General features: G+C 60.1%; 23 protein-coding genes. 13 read left to right on the top strand and 10 right to left on the bottom strand.

Features of this window, described 5'->3' with window-relative positions:
• Nucleotides 1-55: 55 nt before the first annotated feature.
• Nucleotides 56-3,400 (bottom strand): carbamoyl-phosphate synthase large subunit, encoded by a 3,345-nt coding sequence (gene carB, locus ACR0KJ_RS07610; protein WP_170452629.1) that lies wholly within the window; start codon nt 3,398-3,400, stop codon nt 56-58.
• A 177-nt stretch (nt 3,401-3,577) separates the two neighbouring features.
• Between carB and ACR0KJ_RS07605 the strand changes: the two genes are divergently transcribed.
• From ACR0KJ_RS07605 to aspS, 4 genes are all read left to right on the top strand, one after another.
• On the top strand, nt 3,578-4,705 hold the full coding sequence (locus ACR0KJ_RS07605; RefSeq protein ID WP_480626446.1) for an aminodeoxychorismate synthase component I: 1,128 nt from the start codon (nt 3,578-3,580) through the stop codon (nt 4,703-4,705).
• Nucleotides 4,660-5,307: an aminotransferase class IV family protein gene (locus ACR0KJ_RS07600; protein WP_170521727.1), complete on the top strand. Its 648-nt coding sequence runs from the start codon at nt 4,660-4,662 to the stop codon at nt 5,305-5,307. The genes ACR0KJ_RS07605 and ACR0KJ_RS07600 overlap by 46 nt, the downstream gene beginning before the upstream one ends.
• Nucleotides 5,304-5,975 carry a CPBP family intramembrane glutamic endopeptidase gene (locus tag ACR0KJ_RS07595; protein ID WP_480626347.1) on the top strand — a complete coding sequence of 224 codons (672 nt, stop codon included), beginning with the start codon at nt 5,304-5,306 and terminating at the stop codon, nt 5,973-5,975. The genes ACR0KJ_RS07600 and ACR0KJ_RS07595 overlap by 4 nt, the downstream gene beginning before the upstream one ends.
• 77 nt (nt 5,976-6,052) lie before the next feature.
• On the top strand, nt 6,053-7,828 hold the full coding sequence (gene aspS, locus ACR0KJ_RS07590; protein ID WP_480626346.1) for an aspartate--tRNA ligase: 1,776 nt from the start codon (nt 6,053-6,055) through the stop codon (nt 7,826-7,828).
• A 272-nt stretch (nt 7,829-8,100) separates the two neighbouring features.
• Here the strand turns inward: aspS and ACR0KJ_RS07585 are convergent, their stop codons facing one another.
• Nucleotides 8,101-8,820 (bottom strand): response regulator, encoded by a 720-nt coding sequence (locus ACR0KJ_RS07585; protein WP_170452615.1) that lies wholly within the window; start codon nt 8,818-8,820, stop codon nt 8,101-8,103.
• A gap of 135 nt (nt 8,821-8,955) precedes the next feature.
• On the opposite strand from ACR0KJ_RS07585, the gene mce reads away from it, so the two are divergent.
• Nucleotides 8,956-9,360 (top strand): methylmalonyl-CoA epimerase, encoded by a 405-nt coding sequence (mce, locus tag ACR0KJ_RS07580; RefSeq protein ID WP_170452613.1) that lies wholly within the window; start codon nt 8,956-8,958, stop codon nt 9,358-9,360.
• A 24-nt stretch (nt 9,361-9,384) separates the two neighbouring features.
• Nucleotides 9,385-9,657 (top strand): DUF1467 family protein, encoded by a 273-nt coding sequence (locus ACR0KJ_RS07575; RefSeq protein WP_170452611.1) that lies wholly within the window; start codon nt 9,385-9,387, stop codon nt 9,655-9,657.
• 6 nt (nt 9,658-9,663) lie between these two features.
• Here ACR0KJ_RS07575 and ACR0KJ_RS07570 read toward each other — a convergent pair whose 3' ends face one another.
• The 3 genes from ACR0KJ_RS07570 to ACR0KJ_RS07560 all read right to left on the bottom strand — a co-directional run bounded on the left by ACR0KJ_RS07570 (nt 9,664) and on the right by ACR0KJ_RS07560 (nt 11,406).
• Nucleotides 9,664-10,362 carry an EI24 domain-containing protein gene (locus ACR0KJ_RS07570; protein ID WP_170453141.1) on the bottom strand — a complete coding sequence of 233 codons (699 nt, stop codon included), beginning with the start codon at nt 10,360-10,362 and terminating at the stop codon, nt 9,664-9,666.
• On the bottom strand, nt 10,359-10,937 hold the full coding sequence (locus ACR0KJ_RS07565) for a nitroreductase family protein (protein WP_170452610.1): 579 nt from the start codon (nt 10,935-10,937) through the stop codon (nt 10,359-10,361). Before ACR0KJ_RS07565 ends, ACR0KJ_RS07570 begins: the two co-directional genes overlap by 4 nt.
• 220 nt (nt 10,938-11,157) lie before the next feature.
• On the bottom strand, nt 11,158-11,406 hold the full coding sequence (locus ACR0KJ_RS07560) for a hypothetical protein (RefSeq protein WP_170452608.1): 249 nt from the start codon (nt 11,404-11,406) through the stop codon (nt 11,158-11,160).
• A gap of 121 nt (nt 11,407-11,527) precedes the next feature.
• On the opposite strand from ACR0KJ_RS07560, the gene ACR0KJ_RS07555 reads away from it, so the two are divergent.
• From ACR0KJ_RS07555 to ACR0KJ_RS07535, 5 genes are all read left to right on the top strand, one after another.
• Nucleotides 11,528-12,235 (top strand): M48 family metallopeptidase, encoded by a 708-nt coding sequence (locus ACR0KJ_RS07555; RefSeq protein WP_480626345.1) that lies wholly within the window; start codon nt 11,528-11,530, stop codon nt 12,233-12,235.
• Nucleotides 12,232-12,600, top strand: coding sequence for a YigZ family protein (locus ACR0KJ_RS07550; protein WP_170452603.1), 369 nt, complete (start codon nt 12,232-12,234; stop codon nt 12,598-12,600). Before ACR0KJ_RS07555 ends, ACR0KJ_RS07550 begins: the two co-directional genes overlap by 4 nt.
• A gap of 69 nt (nt 12,601-12,669) precedes the next feature.
• Nucleotides 12,670-12,921, top strand: coding sequence for a DUF6455 family protein (locus tag ACR0KJ_RS07545; RefSeq protein ID WP_480626344.1), 252 nt, complete (start codon nt 12,670-12,672; stop codon nt 12,919-12,921).
• A gap of 13 nt (nt 12,922-12,934) precedes the next feature.
• Nucleotides 12,935-13,204 (top strand): DUF6455 family protein, encoded by a 270-nt coding sequence (locus ACR0KJ_RS07540; RefSeq protein WP_480582581.1) that lies wholly within the window; start codon nt 12,935-12,937, stop codon nt 13,202-13,204.
• A complete protein-coding gene (locus ACR0KJ_RS07535) occupies nt 13,204-13,482 on the top strand; it encodes a DUF6455 family protein (RefSeq protein WP_170521744.1) in 279 nt (92 codons plus the stop codon). The genes ACR0KJ_RS07540 and ACR0KJ_RS07535 overlap by 1 nt, the downstream gene beginning before the upstream one ends.
• On the opposite strand, the gene ACR0KJ_RS07530 is transcribed toward ACR0KJ_RS07535, so the two are convergent.
• On the bottom strand, nt 13,465-13,707 hold the full coding sequence (locus ACR0KJ_RS07530) for a CDGSH iron-sulfur domain-containing protein (RefSeq protein WP_170622891.1): 243 nt from the start codon (nt 13,705-13,707) through the stop codon (nt 13,465-13,467). The genes ACR0KJ_RS07535 and ACR0KJ_RS07530 overlap by 18 nt on opposite strands.
• Nucleotides 13,708-13,936: 229 nt before the next feature.
• On the opposite strand from ACR0KJ_RS07530, the gene ACR0KJ_RS07525 reads away from it, so the two are divergent.
• On the top strand, nt 13,937-14,122 hold the full coding sequence (locus tag ACR0KJ_RS07525) for a hypothetical protein (protein WP_170452593.1): 186 nt from the start codon (nt 13,937-13,939) through the stop codon (nt 14,120-14,122).
• Between the two features lie 126 nt (nt 14,123-14,248).
• On the opposite strand, the gene ACR0KJ_RS07520 is transcribed toward ACR0KJ_RS07525, so the two are convergent.
• Together ACR0KJ_RS07520 and rimO are read right to left on the bottom strand one after the other, a co-directional pair.
• On the bottom strand, nt 14,249-14,599 hold the full coding sequence (locus tag ACR0KJ_RS07520) for a hypothetical protein (protein ID WP_170622894.1): 351 nt from the start codon (nt 14,597-14,599) through the stop codon (nt 14,249-14,251).
• Nucleotides 14,600-14,709: 110 nt separating this feature from the next.
• Nucleotides 14,710-16,098, bottom strand: coding sequence for a 30S ribosomal protein S12 methylthiotransferase RimO (gene rimO, locus ACR0KJ_RS07515; protein ID WP_480626343.1), 1,389 nt, complete (start codon nt 16,096-16,098; stop codon nt 14,710-14,712).
• Between the two features lie 95 nt (nt 16,099-16,193).
• Here rimO and ACR0KJ_RS07510 point away from each other — a divergent pair, with 95 nt between their 5' ends.
• Complete coding sequence (locus tag ACR0KJ_RS07510; protein WP_480626342.1) at nt 16,194-18,146, top strand: AsmA family protein; 1,953 nt, start codon at nt 16,194-16,196, stop codon at nt 18,144-18,146.
• A gap of 30 nt (nt 18,147-18,176) precedes the next feature.
• On the opposite strand, the gene ACR0KJ_RS07505 is transcribed toward ACR0KJ_RS07510, so the two are convergent.
• Nucleotides 18,177-19,673 (bottom strand): phosphomannomutase/phosphoglucomutase, encoded by a 1,497-nt coding sequence (locus ACR0KJ_RS07505; RefSeq protein ID WP_480626341.1) that lies wholly within the window; start codon nt 19,671-19,673, stop codon nt 18,177-18,179.
• Nucleotides 19,674-19,688: 15 nt separating this feature from the next.
• Nucleotides 19,689-20,522 carry a 3-deoxy-8-phosphooctulonate synthase gene (kdsA, locus tag ACR0KJ_RS07500; RefSeq protein WP_170622901.1) on the bottom strand — a complete coding sequence of 278 codons (834 nt, stop codon included), beginning with the start codon at nt 20,520-20,522 and terminating at the stop codon, nt 19,689-19,691.
• Nucleotide 20,523 lies beyond the last annotated feature (1 nt).

Below are 20,523 nucleotides of genomic sequence, written 5' to 3'. Positions count from 1 at the left end.
AAAAACCCCCGGTCACGGACCGGGGGTTTTGCTTTGTTCCCTTTGGGGTGAAGGATCACCCCTGCAGCGACATCACCTCAACATCCCCTTCGGCCTGCGCCTTGATGGCCAGCGCGGCGGCGTGGCTGGCGGCGGCGGTGGTGAAGTAGGGGATCTTGTCATAGAGCGCGATGGAGCGGATGACCTTGCTGTCTTCGACCGCCTGCGCGCCTTCGGTGGTGTTCATCACCAGCTGCACCTGACCGTCTTTCAGCATGTCGGCCACATCCGGGCGGCCTTCGTAGACCTTGTTGACCAGATCGCAGGCAACGCCTTGTTCGGCCAGCCAGCTTTGTGTGCCACGGGTTGCCACAAGGACAAAGCCCTGCGCGGCCAGAACCTGTGCGGCCTCAAGCATCGCGGGGGTCTTGTCGGCATCTTTGATCGAGATGAACGCACGACCCGAGGACGGCAGGACCATACCCGCGCCCATCTGCGCCTTGAGGAAGGCGCGCGGGAAGTCGCGGTCCCAGCCCATGACCTCGCCGGTCGAACGCATTTCCGGGCCCAGGATCGTGTCGACGCCGGGGAAGCGGGCAAAGGGCAGGACCGCCTCTTTCACCGAGAACCACGGCATGTTCGGGTCGGCCAGCGTCATCTGGTCGGCAATTTTTGTATCCTGACCTTCCTGATAGGGCGGGCGCATCGGGAAGTTCGACAGCTTCTCACCCGCCATGACACGCGCGGCGATGGAGGCAATCGCGCTGTCGGTCGCTTTGGCCACGAAGGGCACGGTGCGGCTGGCGCGCGGGTTCACCTCGATCAGGTAGATCTCATCATCCTTGATGGCGAACTGCACGTTCATCAGGCCGACGACGTTCAGCGCTTTGGCCAGTTTGAACGCCTGATCCTTGATCTGTTCCAGAATCTCATCCGACAGCGAATAGGGCGGCAGCGAACAGGCCGAGTCGCCCGAGTGCACGCCCGCCTCTTCGATATGCTGCATGATGCCCGCAACGTGAACATCGGTGCCATCACACAGCGCATCCACGTCCAGTTCCACCGCACCGGCCAGATAGCTGTCCAGCAGAACCGGGCTGTCGCCCGAGACCACCACGGCCTCGTTGATGTAGCGCCGCAGCTGATCCATATCGCGCACGATTTCCATCGCTCGGCCACCCAGAACGTAAGAGGGGCGGATCACCAGCGGGAAGCCGATCTCGTCGGCAATCTCCAACGCTTGCGCGTCGGTCGAGGCGATGCCGTTTTTGGGCTGTTTCAGACCCAGATCATTGACCAGCGCCTGGAACCGCTCACGGTCTTCGGCCAGGTCGATGGCGTCGGGCGTGGTGCCGAGGATCGGGATGCCTTCGGCCTCCAGCGCGTTGGCCAGTTTCAGTGGGGTTTGACCGCCGAACTGCACGATCACACCATGCAGCGTGCCGTTTTCCTGCTCTTTCGTCAGGATTTCCATGACGTGCTCAAAGGTCAGCGGCTCGAAATACAGCCGGTCCGAGGTGTCATAGTCGGTCGAGACTGTCTCGGGGTTGCAGTTGACCATAATGGTCTCATAGCCCGCTTCGGTCAGCGCGAAACAGGCGTGGCAGCAGCAATAGTCAAACTCGATGCCCTGACCGATCCGGTTCGGGCCACCGCCAAGGATGACGACCTTTTTGCGGTCGCTTGGGCGGGCTTCGCATTCGACCTCGCCCATCATCGGGGCTTCGTAGGTCGAGTACATATAGGGCGTCTGCGCCTCGAATTCGGCCGCGCAGGTGTCGATGCGTTTGAAGACAGCATTGACGCCCAAATTGCGGCGAGCGCGGCGGACGTTGTCTTCGTCGCGGCCAGTCAGATTGCCCAGACGCGCATCGGTGAAGCCCAGCATTTTCAGCTTGCGGATGCCATCCTCGGTCACGGGCAGGCCGTCTTTACGGACCTGACGTTCCGCATCGATGATCTCGCGGATGCGGGCCAGGAACCACGGGTCGAACTTGGTGACACCGAAGATTTCGTCGTCACTCAGACCGTGGCGCATGGCTTGCGCGATGGTGCGCAGGCGGTCGGGCGTTTGTTTGCTGATCGCCTTGATCACTGCGGCCTTGTCGGTGGCCTCGTCCCAGACACCGACATTCAGGCCGGGGATTTCGACCTCGTCAAAACCGGTCAGCCCGGATTCCATCGAAGCCAGCGCCTTTTGCATCGATTCGTGGATGGTGCGGCCGATGGACATGGCTTCACCCACCGACTTCATCGCGGTGGTCAGGTAAGGTTCCGAGCCCGGGAATTTCTCGAACGCGAATTTCGGGATCTTGGTGACGACGTAGTCGATGGTCGGCTCGAACGAGGCGGGCGTGACCTTGGTGATGTCGTTGTCCAGCTCGTCCAGCGTGTAGCCCACTGCCAGCTTGGCCGCGATCTTGGCAATCGGGAAACCGGTCGCCTTGGACGCCAGCGCCGAAGAGCGCGACACGCGGGGGTTCATCTCGATCACAACCATGCGGCCATCGACCGGGTTGATCGCCCATTGCACGTTCGACCCGCCGGTTTCGACGCCGATCTCGCGCAGCACGGCAATCGAGTGATTGCGCATGATCTGGTATTCTTTGTCGGTCAGCGTCAGGGCCGGGGCCACGGTGATCGAGTCGCCGGTGTGGACGCCCATCGGATCGACGTTTTCGATGGAACAGACGATGATGGCGTTGTCGGCGGTGTCGCGCACCACCTCCATCTCGTATTCTTTCCAGCCCAGCAGGCTTTCGTCGATCAGAATCTGACCCACGGGGCTGGCATCCATGCCCGAGCGGCAAATATGGATATAATCCTCGCGGTTATAGGCCACACCGCCGCCGGTGCCGCCCAAGGTAAACGCAGGGCGGATAATGGCGGGCAGACCCACCGTTTCCAGGGTTTCCAGCGCCAAGGCGACACCGGCATCCAGGTCTTTCTTGCCGTCTTCGTCCTTGGGAGCGGTCACGATCTCGGCCTTGGGGTTTTCGATGCCCAGTCGGTCCATTGCCTCGCGGAACAGGGCGCGGTCCTCGGCCATCTCGATGGCGTCGCGCTTGGCGCCGATCATCTCAACCCCGAACTTCTCCAGCACGCCCATCTCTTCCAGCGCTAGCGAGGTGTTCAGGCCGGTCTGTCCGCCCATCGTGGGCAGCAGCGCGTCGGGGCGTTCTTTCTCGATGATCTTGGCGACAACCTCGGGCGTGATCGGCTCGATATAGGTGGCATCCGCCAGACCGGGATCGGTCATGATCGTCGCGGGGTTCGAGTTCACCAGAATGACCCGATAACCTTCCTCGCGCAGCGCCTTGCAGGCCTGAGCGCCGGAATAGTCGAACTCACACGCCTGCCCGATGACAATGGGGCCCGCCCCGATGATCATGATCGACTGGATGTCGGTTCTTCTCGGCATGGCCTTGTTCCTTCGATTGTCCGCGAGTCAGGGCACCGCCCCAGCGCCCAAATTGTCCTGCGTTATAGGGACCGCGCGAAAAGGTGCAAGAGGTATCGGAAACAGGTGCGAAATTGCCGCTTTCCCCTCTTTCCCTTGGCGGCGTATTCTCTATATCGCGCAGCACGGCTTATGAGGATGCACTTGCGTATTCGTTTCGATCAGGGGCCAGCCGGTCCGGGAACCCGGTTCGACCGGCCATCCCACATCATCCGCGCGGACACGGCGGACGAGGTGCCCCAGGCGCTGGCGGCACTGGATGAGGCGCGCGCGGCGGGTGGTTGGCTAGCGGGGTACGCCTGTTACGAGCTTGGTTATGCATTGGAGCCGCGCCTGTTGTCCCGTCTGCCGGGCGACCGGACACTGCCGTTGCTGTGTTTCGGGGTCTATGACCAACCGGACCAAAGCGAACTGCCCAAAGCGTCGGGCGGAATTGCCCAGTTCCAGCCGCGCTGGGATGAGGCCCGATACAGTCGGGCGTTCCGGGCCGTGCATGACGCCATCGGGGCCGGGGACATTTATCAGGCCAATCTGACCTTCCCAATCGATCTGACGGTTGAAGGGGACAGCGCGGCGCTTTACGCGGCCCTGACATCTGGGCAACCCGTTGGCCACGGCGCTTTGATTCAGCAAGAGGGGCTGCCCGACCTGCTCAGTCGCTCGCCCGAACTGTTTTTCCGCACGGATGAGACCGGGCGTATCGAGACGCGACCGATGAAGGGCACCCAGCCCCGCAGCGAAGATATGGCCGAGGATGCGCGCCGCCGCAATTTTCTGTCCAGCGACGAAAAGAACCGGGCTGAGAATCTGATGATCGTCGATCTGCTGCGCAACGATATCAGCCGCGTGGCCTTGCCCGGATCGGTTCATGTGCCCGAACTGTTCAAGGTCGAAACCTATGCCACCGTGCATCAGATGGTGTCGCTGGTGCGGGCGCAGTTGCAGATCGGGGCCGGGTTGTCCGATATCCTGACCGCTTTGTTCCCCTGCGGATCCATCACCGGCGCACCCAAGATCCGCGCGATGGAAATCCTGTCCGACCTCGAACCCTGGCCCCGCGACATCTATTGCGGCACGATCGGCTGGGCTGCGCCGGACGGGCGGTCCGAGTTCAACGTTGCCATCCGCACGCTGATGGTGGACGGTGCCGCTGCAACGCTGAATGTCGGCGGTGGGGTGGTCTGGGACAGCACGGCCCCGTCTGAATACGAGGAAGCCCTATGGAAAGCCCGCTTTGCCCGCCAGTTGAGCCTGATTTCCGCCTGATCGAAACGCTGGGCTTCAGGCCCGGGCAGGGGTTTGTCCGACAGGACCGGCATCTGAACCGAATGGCGCGCACCGCCAATGCCTTGGGCTTGCCCTTCGACCGACCTGCCGCTGTGGCGATGTTGTCCGAAGGGGCTGGTGAGGCCCCCTTGCGCTGTCGTCTGACCATGGATGTTGCGGGTCAGTTCGACCTGACCACCGCCCCGCTGGCGGAAAACCCGCCGATCTGGCGGGTGGGGGTGTCCGAGACCCGCCTGACCTCTGGCGACATATGGCTGCGCCACAAAACCACCCGGCGTGATCTCTATGACACCGCCCGCGCTGCGATGCCTAAGGGTATCGACGAATTACTGTTCCTGAACGAACGGGAGGAGCTGTGCGAGGGCTCCATCACCAACCTGTTTATCGAAACGCGCGAAGGGCAACGGCTGACTCCGCCCCTGTCCAGCGGGCTATTGCCGGGTATCCTGCGCGAGGAATTGTTGGAACAAGAAGAGTTTGCCGAGGCGGTTCTGACCTTGAATGATATGAAAGAGGCCCAGTCTGTTTTCATGGGGAATTCGTTACGTGGCCTGATACCGGTGGAGTTGGTGAACCTGTGAGCAAAGACAGCACGATGGTCGCCCCTCCGGTCGCGGCAGCGCGATTGCGGGTTGAGTTTGGCCTGTTTTTCATCATTGCCCCGCTGGTGATCGCGGTGCTTTTTCCACCCAACTGGATGTTCCCGGCGCTGTTTGCCTTTACCGGTTTGGGCATCGTTCTGCTGCATGTTACGCCCGGCTTTCAGTGGGCAGAACTAAGATACGAGTGGGCAAACTGGTCATTTCGCGAACTGGCGGTATTCACACTGGTGACTGCTGCATTCTGTACCGCGCTGATCTACCTGACCCGGCCAGATGCGGCCTTTTTTCTGCTGAGAAACCGGCCCGAGATGCTGGCCTTCATCTGGATCGGCTATCCGCTTCTGTCCGCCCTGCCGCAAGAGCTATTATTCCGCCCGCTGTTTTTCCGCCGCTACCACGCCATCCTGCCGGACGGGCGCAGGGCCGACCTGCTGAACGCGGCCATCTTCGCCTTCGCGCATCTGATGTATTGGAGCTGGATTGTCGCCATCATGACCTTTGTCGGCGGGTTGCTGTTCAGCTGGGCCTATCGCAAGCGCGGCTCGTTCTTTTACGCCGTTCTGCTGCACGCGATTGCGGGGAACATCATCTTTGCCGTGGGGCTGGGCGTTTATTTCTATTCAGGCAATGTGCAAAGGCCGTTTTGACGGCGCGACCTGCCTTGACTTTCCGGGCCTGACAGGGTGTATCGGCGCGACGAATTCTGCGCCCGAAGGGATATTCCATGCACGCCTATCGCAGCCACACCTGCGCCGCTCTGACCGCCGCCAATGTCGGTGAAACCGTTCGCCTGTCCGGTTGGGTGCATCGGGTCCGAGATCACGGCGGCGTGCTGTTCATCGATCTGCGCGACCATTTCGGCGTAACGCAGGTTTTGTGCGACGGCGACAGCGCGGCCTTTGCAGAACTCGAGAAGGTGCGCTCGGAATGGTGCATCCGCATCGACGGAACCGTCAAAGCGCGTGACGCGGATCTGGTGAACCCGAAATTGCCCACCGGAGAGATCGAGGTTTACGTTCGTGAACTGGAAGTGCTGGGTGCCGCCGACGAACTGCCGCTGATGGTGTTCGGCGATCAGGAATACCCCGAGGAAACCCGCCTGCGCTATCGCTATCTGGACCTGCGCCGCGAGGCGATGCAGCGCAACATGACCCTGCGCTCGGACGTTGTGGCCTCGATGCGCAAACGCATGTGGGATCAAGGCTTTCGCGAGTATCAGACGCCGATCATCACGGCATCCTCGCCCGAAGGCGCGCGCGACTTTCTGGTGCCCTCGCGCCTGCATCCGGGCAAGTTCTACGCGCTGCCGCAGGCCCCGCAGCAGTTCAAGCAGCTGATCATGGTGTCGGGCTTTGACAAGTATTTCCAGATTGCACCCTGCTTCCGCGACGAAGACCCGCGCGCCGACCGCTCGCCCACCGATTTCTACCAGCTTGACCTTGAGATGTCGTTTGTCGAGCAGCAGGACGTGTTCGACACCATCCAGCCCGTTCTGACCGGCGTGTTCGAAGAGTTCGGAGGTGGCCGGAAGGTTGACCAAGAGTGGCCGCAGATTTCCTACAAGGACGCGGCCTTGTGGTATGGCACCGACAAGCCCGACCTGCGCAATCCTATCAAAATGCAAGTGGTCTCCGACCACTTCCGCGATAGTGGCTTTGCGATTTTCGCGAAGCTGTTGGAGCAGGACGGCACCGAAATCCGCGCCATCCCTGCGCCGACCGGCGGCAGCCGCAAGTTCTGCGACCGCATGAATGCATTCGCCCAGAAAGAGGGTCTGCCCGGCATGGGCTATATCTTCTGGCGCGATCAGGGGCAGGGGATGGAGGCAGCCGGTCCGCTGGCCAAAAACATCGGCCCCGAACGCACCGAGGCAATCCGGCAGCAACTGGGTCTGGGTGTCGGTGATGCGGCGTTCTTCCTGGGCGGAAAGCCGAAAGCCTTTGAAAAGGTCGCAGGCAAGGCCCGCGACGTGATTGGCGAAGACCTTGGCCTCACCGAAAAAGACCGCTTTGCCTTTGCCTGGATCGTGGATTTCCCGATCTATGAACAGGACGAGGAAACCGGCGCGATCGATTTCGAACACAACCCATTCTCGATGCCGCAGGGCGGTATGGAGGCGCTGCAGGGCAATCCGCTGGACGTGCGCGGCTATCAGTACGATCTGGCCTGTAACGGGTATGAGCTGGTCTCGGGTGCGATCCGGAACCACAAGCCCGAGATCATGCTGAAAGCCTTTGAGCTGGCAGGTTACGGCGCGGATGAGGTCAAATCCCGCTTTGGTGCCCTGTACAACGCTTTTCACTATGGCGCGCCGCCGCACGGGGGCTGTGCTGCGGGCATCGACCGGATCGTGATGCTGTTGGCGGACGAGGCCAATATCCGCGAAGTCATGATGTTCCCGATGAACCAGCGCGCCGAGGACCTGATGATGGACGCGCCCTCCGACCCGACCTCGGATCAGTTGATGGAACTGGGTCTGCGGATCATTCCGCAGGATTAAGCCTGTCGGTCGCGGCCTGCCGCTTGTCTGGTGATGAGCGTACGTATTGCGCGGCGTAAACCGTATGACGACTGAACCGCCCGCCACGCGCGGGCGGTTTGCGTTTGTCACTTGTGCCTAGGGCAGACCGGTAACCGCAACGTCAAGGGAATCAATCAATCCCTTTGCCCAGCTTTTGCCGGTTCACGCGAATGGATCGGGCGCTCTGCCGGGTTTGCCGGTACATCCACCCGAACACCAGGGATGCGGTGATAAAATAGGCGGTGGCCATGTCAGATCGCCTCCCGCTGTTCCAGCCGGTTTTGAACTAGCCCGGCAACCTGCGCGGCCTGAGCGGTGATCGGACTGCCTTGCGCCCGGGAAAGTGACAGTTTCCGCGCCGCATCCGCCAACACCGTATCGTTGGCCTCACGCGCAACGCCGTGAAGAAACTGGGCAGCATAGTCCAGCATGCGCGGATCGGTCGGCCCTGCCAGAACGTCCGCGATATGCGCCATATCGTCCTGATAGGCCAGTGGATCGGGGTGAATGACTTCGTCCCGAACGGCGTGCAACCCGCTGGGCCGACGGTCCTCGGGGAGGCGTTCCAGAATGGCTTTTTGAAAATAAGACATGGATTTTAGGGGTTTGGGCAAAAACCCGTCAGCCCCGGCCCCAAGGGCAGCAGACTCGGTGCATGTATCACCGGACATCGCCAGAATGACACTGATCCTGGGCGAGGCCTGTGTCAGTTCAGCAATCAGATCGGCCCCGGACCCGTCCGGCAGACCCATATCCACAAGAATGACCGAGGGGCGATAGATCTGAAGGTGACGCCGCGCGGATTTCAGGCAATCGGCACGTCGGATCCTTGCCCCGCTGTGCAGGCACATCAGGCGGATCGCGTCGCAGGCATAGCGGCTGTCCTCGACAACCAGAATGGTCTGTCCCAGCAAAGGCCGCGTCGCTGTGGGCGTAGCGATAGTTGTGGCGAAAGGAACCGAATCGTCCATGTCAGATCTCCTATCCAGCAGATGCCTCACGCTAGGAACTTCTGGCTAACACAGGGTTAACGGGCGATTTGGCGCACTTGTCCTTTGCCGGAACTGCCCCCATAACCCACTCAACGTAGGACAGAGGAGTTTACTATGATCGGACGACTAAACCACGTCGCCATCGCCGTTCCGGATCTTGAGGCCGCATCCGAGCAGTATCGCAGCGCGCTGGGCGCCAAAGTGGGCGCGCCGCAGGACGAACCGGATCATGGTGTGACGGTGGTGTTCATCGAACTGCCCAACACGAAGATCGAGCTTCTGTACCCGCTGGGCGATGACAGCCCGATCAATGGCTTTCTTGAGAAAAACCCGGCCGGTGGCATCCACCATGTGTGCTATGAAGTCGAAGACATCATCGCGGCCCGCGACCACCTGAAGGAAAGTGGTGCACGTGTGCTGGGTAGCGGAGAACCCAAGATCGGCGCGCATGGCAAGCCCGTTCTGTTCCTGCACCCCAAGGATTTCAACGGCTGCCTCGTCGAACTGGAACAGGTGTAACGCCACAAGCTCGGAGGGCCCGAAATGACCATCACTGCCGCATTGGTGCTGTTTGCAGTCATCTGGTTTCTGACCCTGCTGATCGTTCTGCCCATTCGCATCAAGACGCAGGGCGATCTGGGCGAGATCGTTCCGGGCACCCATGCGGGTGCGCCGGAGGTGCATCACATGAAGAAGAAGATGTGGATCACCACGGGCATTTCGATCGTTTTATGGGCCATCATCGCCGGGATTATCCTGTCCGGGGTGATCTCGGTTCGGGATTTCGACTGGTTGAACCAGCTTGAGCCGCGCTGAGCCGTGTCAGGCCGCGCGGCCTGACACATTGTGATAGATATGGGTGAAGGTGGCGACACCGATAATCGGGATCACCAGATTTACCAGCGGAACTGAAAGCGGGATCGCCATCAGCGTCCCGGCAAGCCAGATAGTTGCCGTGTGTTTCGCACGCAGCTGGCGCGCACGCTCACGCCCCAACCTGCGCATCGCGGCCAGCGTGAAATATTCCCGGCCCAGCAGAAACCCGTTCATGCCCCAGAATATAAACAGAGCAAGGGGCGTGAAGATCGCATACAGGATCAGCGCCAGCAGGTTTGCCACGATCAGAACGCCCATAAAGCTGAGACCATCCTGAATGGACTCGCCAAGCGGGATTTTTGGGGCCGGGGGCAGGTGCGCGTAGTTTTTGTCTTCGACCGCCTGCGCGACCTCTTCCAAAAAGATCGACGTGATGGCCGAGGCGACGGGCACCATCAGGAACACCGGCAACACCAGAACCAGCAGGATGCCGGAATAGTTCAGCACATCGTTCAGCCACGACACGGTGCCAACAAAGGGCAGTGAAATCTCGTCACCGGACAGCGCATTGATGAACCAGATCGCGGCAGCACAGGCGAGGATCAGCAACAGGATCGTCAGACCTATGCCGCGAAACAAGACTGAGCGGAACTTGGGGTCTCCGATCTGACCAAGGGCCGCGAAGAACGCGTTCAGGATGATCATTCCGTGAGCCATTCAGTCAGGGCGGCAACGTCCGGCCGGGGGCGTTCTGGCGGGGCGGTCCCTTCGGTTGCGATATGGATCACGCCGGCCAGTCGTTCGTTTTCGGCCAACCCAAAAGCGGATTTGCAGAAATCCCGGTCATGCGATTGCCAGCCAGACAGCCAGTTCGCGCCCCATCCGGCGGCGAGGGCCGCGTTCAGCAGGGCCAGACAGACGGCACCGGCAGAGTAGGTTTGTTCAATCGCCGGGATCTTTTCCGACGGTTTCTGAACCTCGATCACGGCCACAGCCAGATGTCCCATGTCGAACTGGCTGCGGGCCTTGGCAATGTCTTCCGGCGATTTGTTCAGCGCCTTGCCACAGACTTCGGTCAGGTCAGCAAGACGCGCCATCGCGCCCTTTTCGATCACGATAAACCGCCAGGGTTCCAGTTTGCCATGATCCGGGCTGCGGGCGGCGGCGGTCAGCAAAGGCAAAAGCTCGTCCCGTGTCGGGGCCGGAGCAATCAGTGTTTTGGCCGGTCTGGACCGGCGCGACTGTAAAAACTCCAGGGCGGCAGGGTTTTTCAGGGACATATGTTAACTTCCTTTACATCGGCCATCTGTATCTTGGGCGGTACGGCTGGCGATTCAAGGGCGGGCCGTTGGATATTGGGGATCATTTTCATTCCGGCACGCCGGGTGCAAGCGCAATGACACTGGATGGGGGGCTTGGCGACTTACGAAAACTCAACAAACCATTGGTCACGGATTTTGGACTCCGCGTCGCTTGGCCAGAACCGCCGCAGCTCGAACCCTACGAGCCCTGATCCTGCGTTTCGCGAATCTGATAGACACCTTCTGGCAAATCCAGCGCCGCAGCCAGATCGCGGACCTGTTCGGGCGACAGGGTGATCTTCTGGATCTGATCCGTGCGGGGGTCCATTTGTTCCAGCGTCACGCACTCGGCGAAGCTGTTGATCACCACATCCTCTTGCAAAGGCTTGGGGCCTTCATCCACGAGGGTAATGACTGTCGAGTCGAATTCATGCTCAATCGAAAACATGGGGCCAGAGTGCAGGCCACCGCCCGCCAATGCAACCCGTCACGGGCCGAAACCGCAGTGGTACTGCCCGGTTGGTCCGGCTATGTTGGGATCAACGCCTGATCGGCTAATAGGACCTTTGATGCGCCTTCTCTTATTTCTGGTTTTTTCCCTGCTTCTGTCGGCTTGCGCAACGGACAGGTTGCGCGTGATTCCCGCAGAAGACTGGCGTGGGCTCACGGCAGAAGAAGCCACCAGCGCCGCAGCGTTTCGCAAGGTCAGCCGCGAGGTCGGGCGCGAGGCGCGGGCCCAGTGCCTGCGGTCTTCCAAACCGCAAAGCTGCGATTTCAGAATTCTGGTCGACCTGAACCCGACCGCGCCCGCAAATGCTTTTCAGACTCTGGATGACAAGAAACAGCCCGCGATCATCTTCACCCGATCCATGATCCGCTCGACCCGGAATGCGGATGAATTGGCCTTTGTGATGGGGCACGAGGCGGCACATCACGTTTTGGATCACATCGGACGGCAAAGCGAAAACGCCCGCGTTGGCGCGGCCAAGTTCGGAGAGGCCGAGCGGCAGCGCGGCAAAAGCGATGCCGCTGTTGAAAAGGCACAGAAGATAGGGGCAAAGGTGGCCGTGCAAGCCTATGCGAAAGACTTTGAGCTTGAGGCGGATCAGTTGGGAACGCTCATCACCTATAATGCCGGATACAACCCGCTGATCGGTGCCAAGTATTTTGCCCGCATTCCCGATCCGGGTGACCAGTTCCTGGGATCGCACCCACCCAATGCGCAACGGGTCGACATTGTCCAGCAAACCGCGCGAAAGCTGGGTGTCACAGAATGACTGAACTGGTGCGGCTGGGCGTGATTCTGACCGATCGCGGATCGAAATACGCGGTGTCCGGGGCAATTGTGACATCGCGGGATCAGATTGACGCGGTGCTTGCCAAGCTGAAGACGGACAAAGCCTATGCAAAGGCCACGCATAACAGCTGGGCGGCGACGTTGCCAACCGGGGCGCTCAAGGCCGACGATGGAGAAAGCGGGGCGGGCATGGTCATCCTTCGCATGATGGAGCGTGAGGGGTTAGAGAACCACGTCATCATCGTTACGCGCTGGTATGGCGGCAAAAAGCTGGGCGGGGACCGTTTTCGCCGCGTTCAGGACGCAACGCGTGCTTATCTCGACCAAATTGGGGCCTCTGCTTGACCTGAATCAAGGATTCCCCCTGTCCACCAACTACGCTCTGACCAAAGCGCGACAGGGAAAGGACAGGACATGCGCAGCCGAGAGACTTTGCGATTGCACGCCGGTTTGGTCGATGACATGGCGCGGATGCTGGATATCGATTTGCAGGAATCCGCCATCGAGGGTGCCGTATCAATCGACCAGATTTCAGACGCCGTGGTCCGGTGCACAGATTGCCCGAACCCCGGACATTGCCAATCCCTGTTGAAAGAAGCGTCTGCGCTTAGCCGCGCCCCGGAATACTGCCGCAACTACACTTTGCTGGAAAAACTCAGACCGTAAACGCGAGGGGCCTATGCCACGTCTCGGAGATATCATGACCCATATGCGTCTGGTTCTGCGAATGGGTCAGGCGACGGGCGCGGATATCGTTGCAGCACATCACGCTTGCCACCTGAGCCAGGAAGACTGGGCCGAGATGGTGCAGTTCTGTCGTGGTTGCGCATGGGCAAAGGACTGTCCCGAATGGCTGGATCAGCATCAGGCTATCGCAAATGCGCCTGAAACCTGCCCGAATCGGGCGCGATTCGCGGCCCTGAAATCCGCTCAGGTCGGGGGCGGTTGATGCCACAGGTCGCCCTTGGAGAGATCGAAAAACACTTTTGGCTGACGCGTTCAGTGGCCCGTTGCCTGGGTATTTCGCTGACCGAGGCAATGGCCGAGGGGCAACTTTCCGCCGAAGGCTATGCCGAACTCGTCACCCGATGCCGGGCGTCAAATTGCTGTGGGCAATGTGCGATCTGGTTGTCCCAGCAACAACAACTTGCCGATGCTGCCCCCGAGTTTTGCGCCAATGCCCAAGCCTTGAACCGGCTTCGCCGCCCGTCAAATTCGCGCGTGTGATCCGTCGCATAACGGCGCCTTGCCGGTGTGCTTGCAGCAGCAGAAGAACACTTTTTTACTTGCTTCAGCCGTGTATTTTAAGGGTTCAAAGTCGGTGTCTTTGTGCGACCCATCACAAAACGGCTGCTTCTTGGATCGGCCGCAAGCGCACCAGAAATAACTCTTTCCTTCGACAACTTCGACCGCCATGGGCTCTTTCTGGGCGATGATGGGGGCGTCGGACATGTGGCTTCTCCGTTCTTGGCTGATGTCAGGTCACGAGTTTAGGGCAATGCGCCAAAAAAGGTAGCGCGCGTCGCTGACGGTGCTGCGATCCAGGGCGTCCCAAGCGTGGTTTCGCCTTCGTTCACAAGGATGTGATCGATTCTGTTGCCAGATTGCCGATCAACCCGTATCCTGAACCCGGCCCCGAAAAACTGGGCAATATCAGAAAAGTAATAGAGGATTGACGGACATGAAAATCAAACTCGCTGCTGTTGGAGCCTTTGCGCTGATCCTGACTGCCTGCGCGCAGCCGGAACCCACCCCTGTTTATATTTCGCCCAGCTATGACAAAGCCGGTACCCCAAGCTGTGCCGCCGGGTATGAACTGGCGACCACCGAAGCAGGCGAGACTGTCTGTAACCCGGTTGCGGGATAAACCCTTTGCAGGCGGTCCCGATTTGGGACCGCCTGCCCAAGATTTGAGAATGTGATGCCGCCCTAGGGGCGGTTTTTTTTGATTGCCGGACGCGTTGCTGCGAACCATTACATATAGGTCGGGCGTTTAGTGTTTTCTAAAGCGAAACCCGTGCCTGTATTTGAAGGCGTGATGCCTGTGCCCGCGGAAGGATCGATGCGGCTGGTACCTGTAAACCTTGCGTTTGTGACCCGCGTGGACATGCGGTTTGTGCGCCCTTTTGCGGTGTTTCTTGATGTGATGCCCGGATTTGGGCGCAAAATAGGGGCGGTGATGCGGGTGAACACCCCGGACATGGAAATTGAATTTCTTGCCGCCGACATAGACGATTTCAGCCGACGACCGGCCAAAACCCTCAGCGATAGCGGGGGTCGAAAGCATCATGGCCGACAGGGCGACCACCATGCTGCGTTTGGCAAAATGAGTTACTCGAAACATGAAAACCTCCGTTTGGCTTCATGTTCAAGGTGAGAGCGGGGGCGCCTGTTCTCCAATAAACTCGGGTCACGCTTTACCGATGGGCCGTGTTCCGACACGGCCCGAAGCGGTCAGGCAAGCTGTCCCCAGAGGTCGTAATCACCAGCCTCGTCCACGGTGACCGAGACGATATCGCCGGGTTTAAGCCCCTCGAATCCTTCGTCAATGAACAGGTTTCCGTCGATCTCGGGCGCGTCTGCCTTGGTGCGGCAGGTGGCGGCCTCATCGTCAATTTCGTCAACAATGACGTCAATCGTCTGTCCGACTTTGGCCTGCAGCTTCGCCTCGGAAATTGCCTGCGCCTTTTCCATGAAGCGATCCCAACGCTCTTGCTTGACCTCGGCGGGCACATGATCCGGCAGATCGTTCGAGCGTGCGCCATCGACGTTTTCGTACTGAAAACACCCGACGCGATCCAGTTGCGCCTCGTCCATCCAGTCCAGCAAGGTCTGGAATTCGGCCTCGGTCTCACCCGGATAACCCACGATGAAGGTCGACCGCAGGGTGATGTCCGGGCACACCGCGCGCCAGGCGCGGATTTCATCCAATGTTTTGGCGGCAGCGGCTGGCCGAGCCATGCGTTTCAGAACGTCCGGGTGCGCGTGCTGGAAGGGGATGTCGAGATAGGGCAGAATGTTGCACCCGGAATCCGCCATCAACGGGATCAGATCGCGCACATGCGGGTAGGGGTAGACATAGTGCAGGCGCACCCAGGCCTCCAACTGCCCCAACTCGCGCGCCAGATCGGTGATGTGGCTGCGCACCTTGCGGTCTTTCCACGGGTTCACATCGTATTTCCGGTCAAGCCCATAGGCCGAGGTATCCTGCGAAATCACCAGCAACTCGCGCACGCCGTTTTCGACCAGCCTTTCGGCCTCGCGCAGAACTGCATGGGCCGGACGGCTGGCCAGTTTCCCGCGCATATCGGGAATGATGCAGAACTTGCACTTGTGGTTACAGCCTTCCGAGATTTTCAGGTAGCTGTAGTGGCGCGGGGTCAGTTGAACGCTGCTGGCGGGCAGCAGATCGACAAACGGGTCCGGGTCCGGTGGCACCGCTGTGTGCACCGCATCCAAGACCTGTTCGTATTGGTGTGGCCCGGTCACCGCCATGATGCGGGGGTGGTGTTCACGGATGTAGTCGGGCTCGGCCCCCAGACAGCCGGTCACGATCACCTTGCCGTTTTCAACCAGAGCTTCACCAATTGCATCCAGCGACTCGGCCTTGGCGCTGTCCAGAAACCCGCAGGTGTTCACGATTACGGCATCGGCCCCGGAATAGTCGGGCGAAATGCCGTAACCTTCTGCCCGCAGGCGAGTCAGGATACGCTCACTATCGACCAAAGCTTTCGGGCAGCCCAGCGAGACCATGCCGATGGTCGGCTGGTTTGCACGGGACGTCTCGGGCATCCGGGCGGCGGGCGCCAGGTCGGGGCGGAGATTTGGCGGGTTCGTGGTCATGGCGCGGCATATAGTGGGGAACGCTTCCCCTTGCAAATGTCACGGTGCGTTTGGATGATGATTTCAATCAAGCCAAAAAGGCGGAGAGCAGATAGATGAAATGGCTGATACGCATTCTGTTCATTGTTGTGGCCGTGGTCGGGCTGGTCATTGGGGCGTTGCTGCTGATGCCCGGGGACAAGCTGGCCGCGATCCTGTCTGAGCAGGTCAAGGCCAACACGGGGCGCGAGCTGACGCTGTCGGGGGACGTCAACCTGTCCTTCTGGCCGGTTTTGGGCATGGAAACCGGGCCCGTAACATTCGGCAACGCGCCATGGGCCGGGCCTGATCCGATGCTAAGCGCGGACAGTCTGGCTGTTGGTGTGGATGCTGCCGCAATGCTGGCGGGCGATCTGAAGATCAAGCGGGTCTTTGCGCAAAACCCGGTTCTGCGGTTGGAATTGTCAGAGGGTCGCGGAAACTGGGTCATGGGCGCGGCTGAGACCACGCCGTCAGCGGGCGCTACAGGCGGCGCGCCCTCGGGCGAAACCGGTGCCGTGACGCTGGAGCGGTTGGAACTGATGGATGCGCGGCTGATCTACGTCGAAAACGGCGTAACGCAGATGGATTTTGCGGGTGTGACCCTGTCCGCCAGTTGGCCGGACGTATCCGCGCCCATGGTGATGCAGGCCAGTATGGCAGTGCCGGGCGGTGCGGTGCAGGTGGACCTGAAACTGCCCGATTTGCCCGCCTTTTCGTCGGGCGCTGTGACGCCGCTGGATGTGGCGCTGACCGCCCCGGGCGGAGAGATCGGGTTCAACGGCAATGTCAATCTGTCCGGCGAGATGGATGGCAAGATGCAGATCATCACGCAAAGCACGGAAATGATGTTGACCGCGTTTGGGCAAGGCGGTGTGGCGGTTCCCCACGGTTTGGGCCGGACGGCAAATATCTCGGGGCAGATGACCTATACCAAGGATGGCCGTGTGTCCCTGCGCAAAATGGTGGCGCAGCTTGATGACAATCGGCTGGCCGGAGAGGCCGACATCACCATCGCCGATCCCCCTCAGATCGTGGCGCGCCTGAATACCGATGCGCTGGACCTGTCGCGCGTGACCGATGCCGAGCCCGGATCGGGGGGCGGGACAGGGGCCGCGTCATCTGCGGCGGACGGGTGGTCCAAGGCACCGATTGATGCGTCGCCGCTGTCATTGGCCAACGGCAAAATCCGCCTGACGGCCAAGTCTATTGCCGTTCCGGGGATGCAATTCGGGGCCTCTGACCTGACGCTTGGTCTGGATCGTTCGCGTGCGGTGCTGGAAATGCACCCGGCAACGCTGTTCTCCGGCCAGCTCAACGGTCAGGTGGTTGCGAATAACCGCAACGGATTGTCGGTGGGCGGCGATCTGAAAGCCAGCGGCATCAACCTGAAGCAGGCGTTATCGACACTTGCAGATGTAGACCGTCTGTCCGGCACCGCATCCGGCGCGTTTCAGTTTCTTGGCGTCGGGCAGAGTGAAGACCAGATCATGCGCTCGCTCAGCGGCAAGGGGAATGTGGATGTCGGGTCCGGGGTGATTTCGGGCTTCGATCTGGATCGGCTGATGGGCCGGGGAACCGGGTCGGGCGGTACGACGGTGTTTGACAGCCTGACCGCAAGCTTCTCGATCGACAAAGGCGTGCTGACCAACTCTGACCTGCTGATGTCCCTGAAAAACTTCCGCGCCGATGGTGAGGGCAAGGTCAATCTGGGTGCGCGTACGTTGGACTATCTGTTCACGCCAACCGCGCTACGGGCGAATGCGGGGCAGGGAATTTCGGTGCCCGTGCGCATCCATGGTCCGTGGAGCAGCCCGTCGATCACGCCTGACCTGACCAAAGTCATCGAGGCGGCGGCGGAAGGCAAAGTCAAAGAGCTTGAGGATGACGCCAAGCAGAAGGTGCTGGACAAGGTCGGCAATGAGTTGGACACGACCATAACCGACAGCGATCAAATCGAAGACGCGCTGAAGAAAAAGCTTGAGGATGAGGCGAAGAAGGGTCTGCTGAAACTGTTTGGCGGCGATTGATGAAAGGGGCGTCCAGCGACGCCCCCTGGTTCAAATCGTCTGGTCGTAATCGCCAACACTCGGTTCGGTGCGGATAACGGCGTCGATATCGGCAAAGATCGCACGCATTTCCGCCTCGCTTTCACTGCTTTCGCACACCACCACAAGGTTCGGCGTGTTCGAGGAGGCGCGCACCAGACCCCAGCTGCCATTGTCCAGAATGACCCGCGCGCCATTGACAGTGACCACCTCTTTGATGGCGCGACCGGCAAAGCTTTCTCCTGCGTCCGCCTTGGCCACCAGTTTGTCGACCAGTCGCTGGAGGATATCGTATTTCTCGGTATCAGCCGCGTAGGGCGACATGGTCGGGGTGGACCAGGTCTTAGGCAGGGCCTTACGCAGATCGGACATGCTTTGACCGGGGTTGCGGTCCATCAGCTTGCAAATCTCAACCGCGACCCGCATCCCGCAGTCATAGCCACGCCCGACCGGCTCGGCCAGGAAGTAGTGGCCCGATTTCTCGAACCCGGCCAGCGCGCCGATTTCCTTCACGCGCCGCTTCATGTGGCTGTGACCGGTTTTCCAATAGTCCGCTTTGACGCCGAGGGCTTGCAGTTCAGGGTCGCTGGCGAACAGACCGGTTGATTTGACATCTGCCACAAAGGTCGAGCCCGGGTGCAGCTTGGCCAGATCGCGGGCCATGATGACGCCAACCTTGTCGGCGAAAATCTCCTCGCCCTCATCATCGACCACACCGCAGCGGTCGCCATCCCCATCAAACCCAAGCGCCAGATCCGCGCCGCTGGATTTCACACTGTCCGACATGTCGTGCAGCATTTCCATGGCTTCGGGGTTGGGGTTGTAGTTGGGGAAAGTGTAATCCAGACGATTGTGGCTGGGTACGACTTCAACCCCGATCCGTTCGAAAATCTCGGGGGCAAAGGCCGAGGCGGTACCGTTCCCCGTGGCGCAGACCACTTTCAACGGACGGGACATTTTGAAATCCCCGACCAGATCGTCGATATAGGCCTCTTTCACGCCATCGACGAATTCATAGGACCCGCCTTGATGCGGCTGGCCTTCGCCGTTCAGGACGATATCGCGCAGTTCGGACATCTCGTCCGGGCCGTGAGTCAGCGGACGCTCAAAGCCCATTTTCACTCCGGTCCAGCCATTTGGATTATGGCTGGCCGTCACCATCGCCACGGCGGGAACGTTCAGATGAAACTGCGCGAAATAGGCCATCGGGCTAAGCGCGGGGCCGATATCCTTGACCTGAATCCCGGCCTGCATCAGCCCCAGGATCAGGGCGTTCTTGATCGACAGGGAATAGTCGCGATAGTCGTTGCCCACTGCGATGACCGGGTCAATCCCGCGCCGCCGCATCTGAGTGCCCAAACCCAGACCAAGTGCGGTCATGCCGGGCAGGTTGATCTCGTCAGGGTACTTCCAGCGTGCATCATATTCGCGAAAGCCCGTGGGCTTGATCATCGCGTCACGCAAAAAGCTCCAGGTGTTTGGCGTCACCTCGGGGAATGGTTTGGTCATAACAAGTCTCAATCGTTAAATCTGAATAGGATTCGCTTTCGCAAGCGCATCAAAACGCATCAATGTGTCAACAAGTTGGGGCATCTGGTCCAAGTAAATCATGTTCGGGCCGTCGCACGGTGCATTGTCTGGGTCCTGATGCGTTTCCATGAAGACCGCAGCCGACCCAACGGCAACCGCAGCGCGTGCCATGACCGGTGCGAATTCGCGCTGGCCACCCGACGATCCACCTTGCCCGCCCGGCTGCTGTACGGAATGCGTGGCATCCATAACGACAGGATACCCCGTCTGCGCCATCTGTGGCAGAGACCGCATATCCGCAACGAGGGTGTTATAGCCAAAAGACGTCCCGCGTTCGGTTAGCAAGATGTTCTGATTACCCGTGCTTTCGATTTTCGAGATGATGTTCGGCATTTCCCAAGGCGCGAGAAACTGACCTTTTTTGACGTTGATGACGGCCCCTGTATTGCCTGCTGCCAACAGCATATCCGTCTGACGGCACAGGAAAGCGGGGATTTGCAGTACATCAACAGCCTCAGCCGCAATGGCGCATTGGGCCTCGGTATGCACGTCGGTCAGAACTGGAACGCCTATGGTCTTGCGAATATCGTCCAGAACCTTGAGCCCCGCATCGATTCCCATGCCGCGTTTACCGGACAGAGAGGTGCGGTTGGCCTTGTCATACGAGGCTTTGAATACATACTGCGCGCCCGCAGCATCGCAGGCTTCTTTCATGGTGCCCGCAATCATCTGGGCGTGGTCCGCTGTCTCAAGCTGGCAGGGGCCGGCAATAATGGTCAGCGGAAGATCGTTGCCGACGGTAATGTCGGAGATTTTTACATGTTTCATG

This window comes from Ruegeria sp. AD6, assembly GCF_056542325.1.
The sequence above is the reverse complement of the archived record's forward strand: the minus strand, read 5'-3'. Positions and strand labels throughout refer to the sequence as shown.

What these genes read in the sequence shown, in the direction of transcription:
- carB (WP_170452629.1), bottom strand. Translation starts at nt 3,400, where the DNA reads ATGCCGAGAAGAACCGACATCCAGTCGATCATGATCATCGGGGCGGGC.
- ACR0KJ_RS07605 (WP_480626446.1), top strand. Translation starts at nt 3,578, where the DNA reads ATGCACTTGCGTATTCGTTTCGATCAGGGGCCAGCCGGTCCGGGAACC.
- ACR0KJ_RS07600 (WP_170521727.1), top strand. Translation starts at nt 4,660, where the DNA reads ATGGAAAGCCCGCTTTGCCCGCCAGTTGAGCCTGATTTCCGCCTGATC.
- aspS (WP_480626346.1), top strand. Translation starts at nt 6,053, where the DNA reads ATGCACGCCTATCGCAGCCACACCTGCGCCGCTCTGACCGCCGCCAAT.
- ACR0KJ_RS07585 (WP_170452615.1), bottom strand. Translation starts at nt 8,820, where the DNA reads ATGGACGATTCGGTTCCTTTCGCCACAACTATCGCTACGCCCACAGCG.
- mce (WP_170452613.1), top strand. Translation starts at nt 8,956, where the DNA reads ATGATCGGACGACTAAACCACGTCGCCATCGCCGTTCCGGATCTTGAG.
- ACR0KJ_RS07575 (WP_170452611.1), top strand. Translation starts at nt 9,385, where the DNA reads ATGACCATCACTGCCGCATTGGTGCTGTTTGCAGTCATCTGGTTTCTG.
- ACR0KJ_RS07570 (WP_170453141.1), bottom strand. Translation starts at nt 10,362, where the DNA reads ATGATCATCCTGAACGCGTTCTTCGCGGCCCTTGGTCAGATCGGAGAC.
- ACR0KJ_RS07565 (WP_170452610.1), bottom strand. Translation starts at nt 10,937, where the DNA reads ATGTCCCTGAAAAACCCTGCCGCCCTGGAGTTTTTACAGTCGCGCCGG.
- ACR0KJ_RS07560 (WP_170452608.1), bottom strand. Translation starts at nt 11,406, where the DNA reads ATGTTTTCGATTGAGCATGAATTCGACTCGACAGTCATTACCCTCGTG.
- ACR0KJ_RS07555 (WP_480626345.1), top strand. Translation starts at nt 11,528, where the DNA reads ATGCGCCTTCTCTTATTTCTGGTTTTTTCCCTGCTTCTGTCGGCTTGC.
- ACR0KJ_RS07550 (WP_170452603.1), top strand. Translation starts at nt 12,232, where the DNA reads ATGACTGAACTGGTGCGGCTGGGCGTGATTCTGACCGATCGCGGATCG.
- ACR0KJ_RS07545 (WP_480626344.1), top strand. Translation starts at nt 12,670, where the DNA reads ATGCGCAGCCGAGAGACTTTGCGATTGCACGCCGGTTTGGTCGATGAC.
- ACR0KJ_RS07540 (WP_480582581.1), top strand. Translation starts at nt 12,935, where the DNA reads ATGCCACGTCTCGGAGATATCATGACCCATATGCGTCTGGTTCTGCGA.
- ACR0KJ_RS07535 (WP_170521744.1), top strand. Translation starts at nt 13,204, where the DNA reads ATGCCACAGGTCGCCCTTGGAGAGATCGAAAAACACTTTTGGCTGACG.
- ACR0KJ_RS07530 (WP_170622891.1), bottom strand. Translation starts at nt 13,707, where the DNA reads ATGTCCGACGCCCCCATCATCGCCCAGAAAGAGCCCATGGCGGTCGAA.
- ACR0KJ_RS07525 (WP_170452593.1), top strand. Translation starts at nt 13,937, where the DNA reads ATGAAAATCAAACTCGCTGCTGTTGGAGCCTTTGCGCTGATCCTGACT.
- ACR0KJ_RS07520 (WP_170622894.1), bottom strand. Translation starts at nt 14,599, where the DNA reads ATGTTTCGAGTAACTCATTTTGCCAAACGCAGCATGGTGGTCGCCCTG.
- rimO (WP_480626343.1), bottom strand. Translation starts at nt 16,098, where the DNA reads ATGACCACGAACCCGCCAAATCTCCGCCCCGACCTGGCGCCCGCCGCC.
- ACR0KJ_RS07510 (WP_480626342.1), top strand. Translation starts at nt 16,194, where the DNA reads ATGAAATGGCTGATACGCATTCTGTTCATTGTTGTGGCCGTGGTCGGG.
- ACR0KJ_RS07505 (WP_480626341.1), bottom strand. Translation starts at nt 19,673, where the DNA reads ATGACCAAACCATTCCCCGAGGTGACGCCAAACACCTGGAGCTTTTTG.
- kdsA (WP_170622901.1), bottom strand. Translation starts at nt 20,522, where the DNA reads ATGAAACATGTAAAAATCTCCGACATTACCGTCGGCAACGATCTTCCG.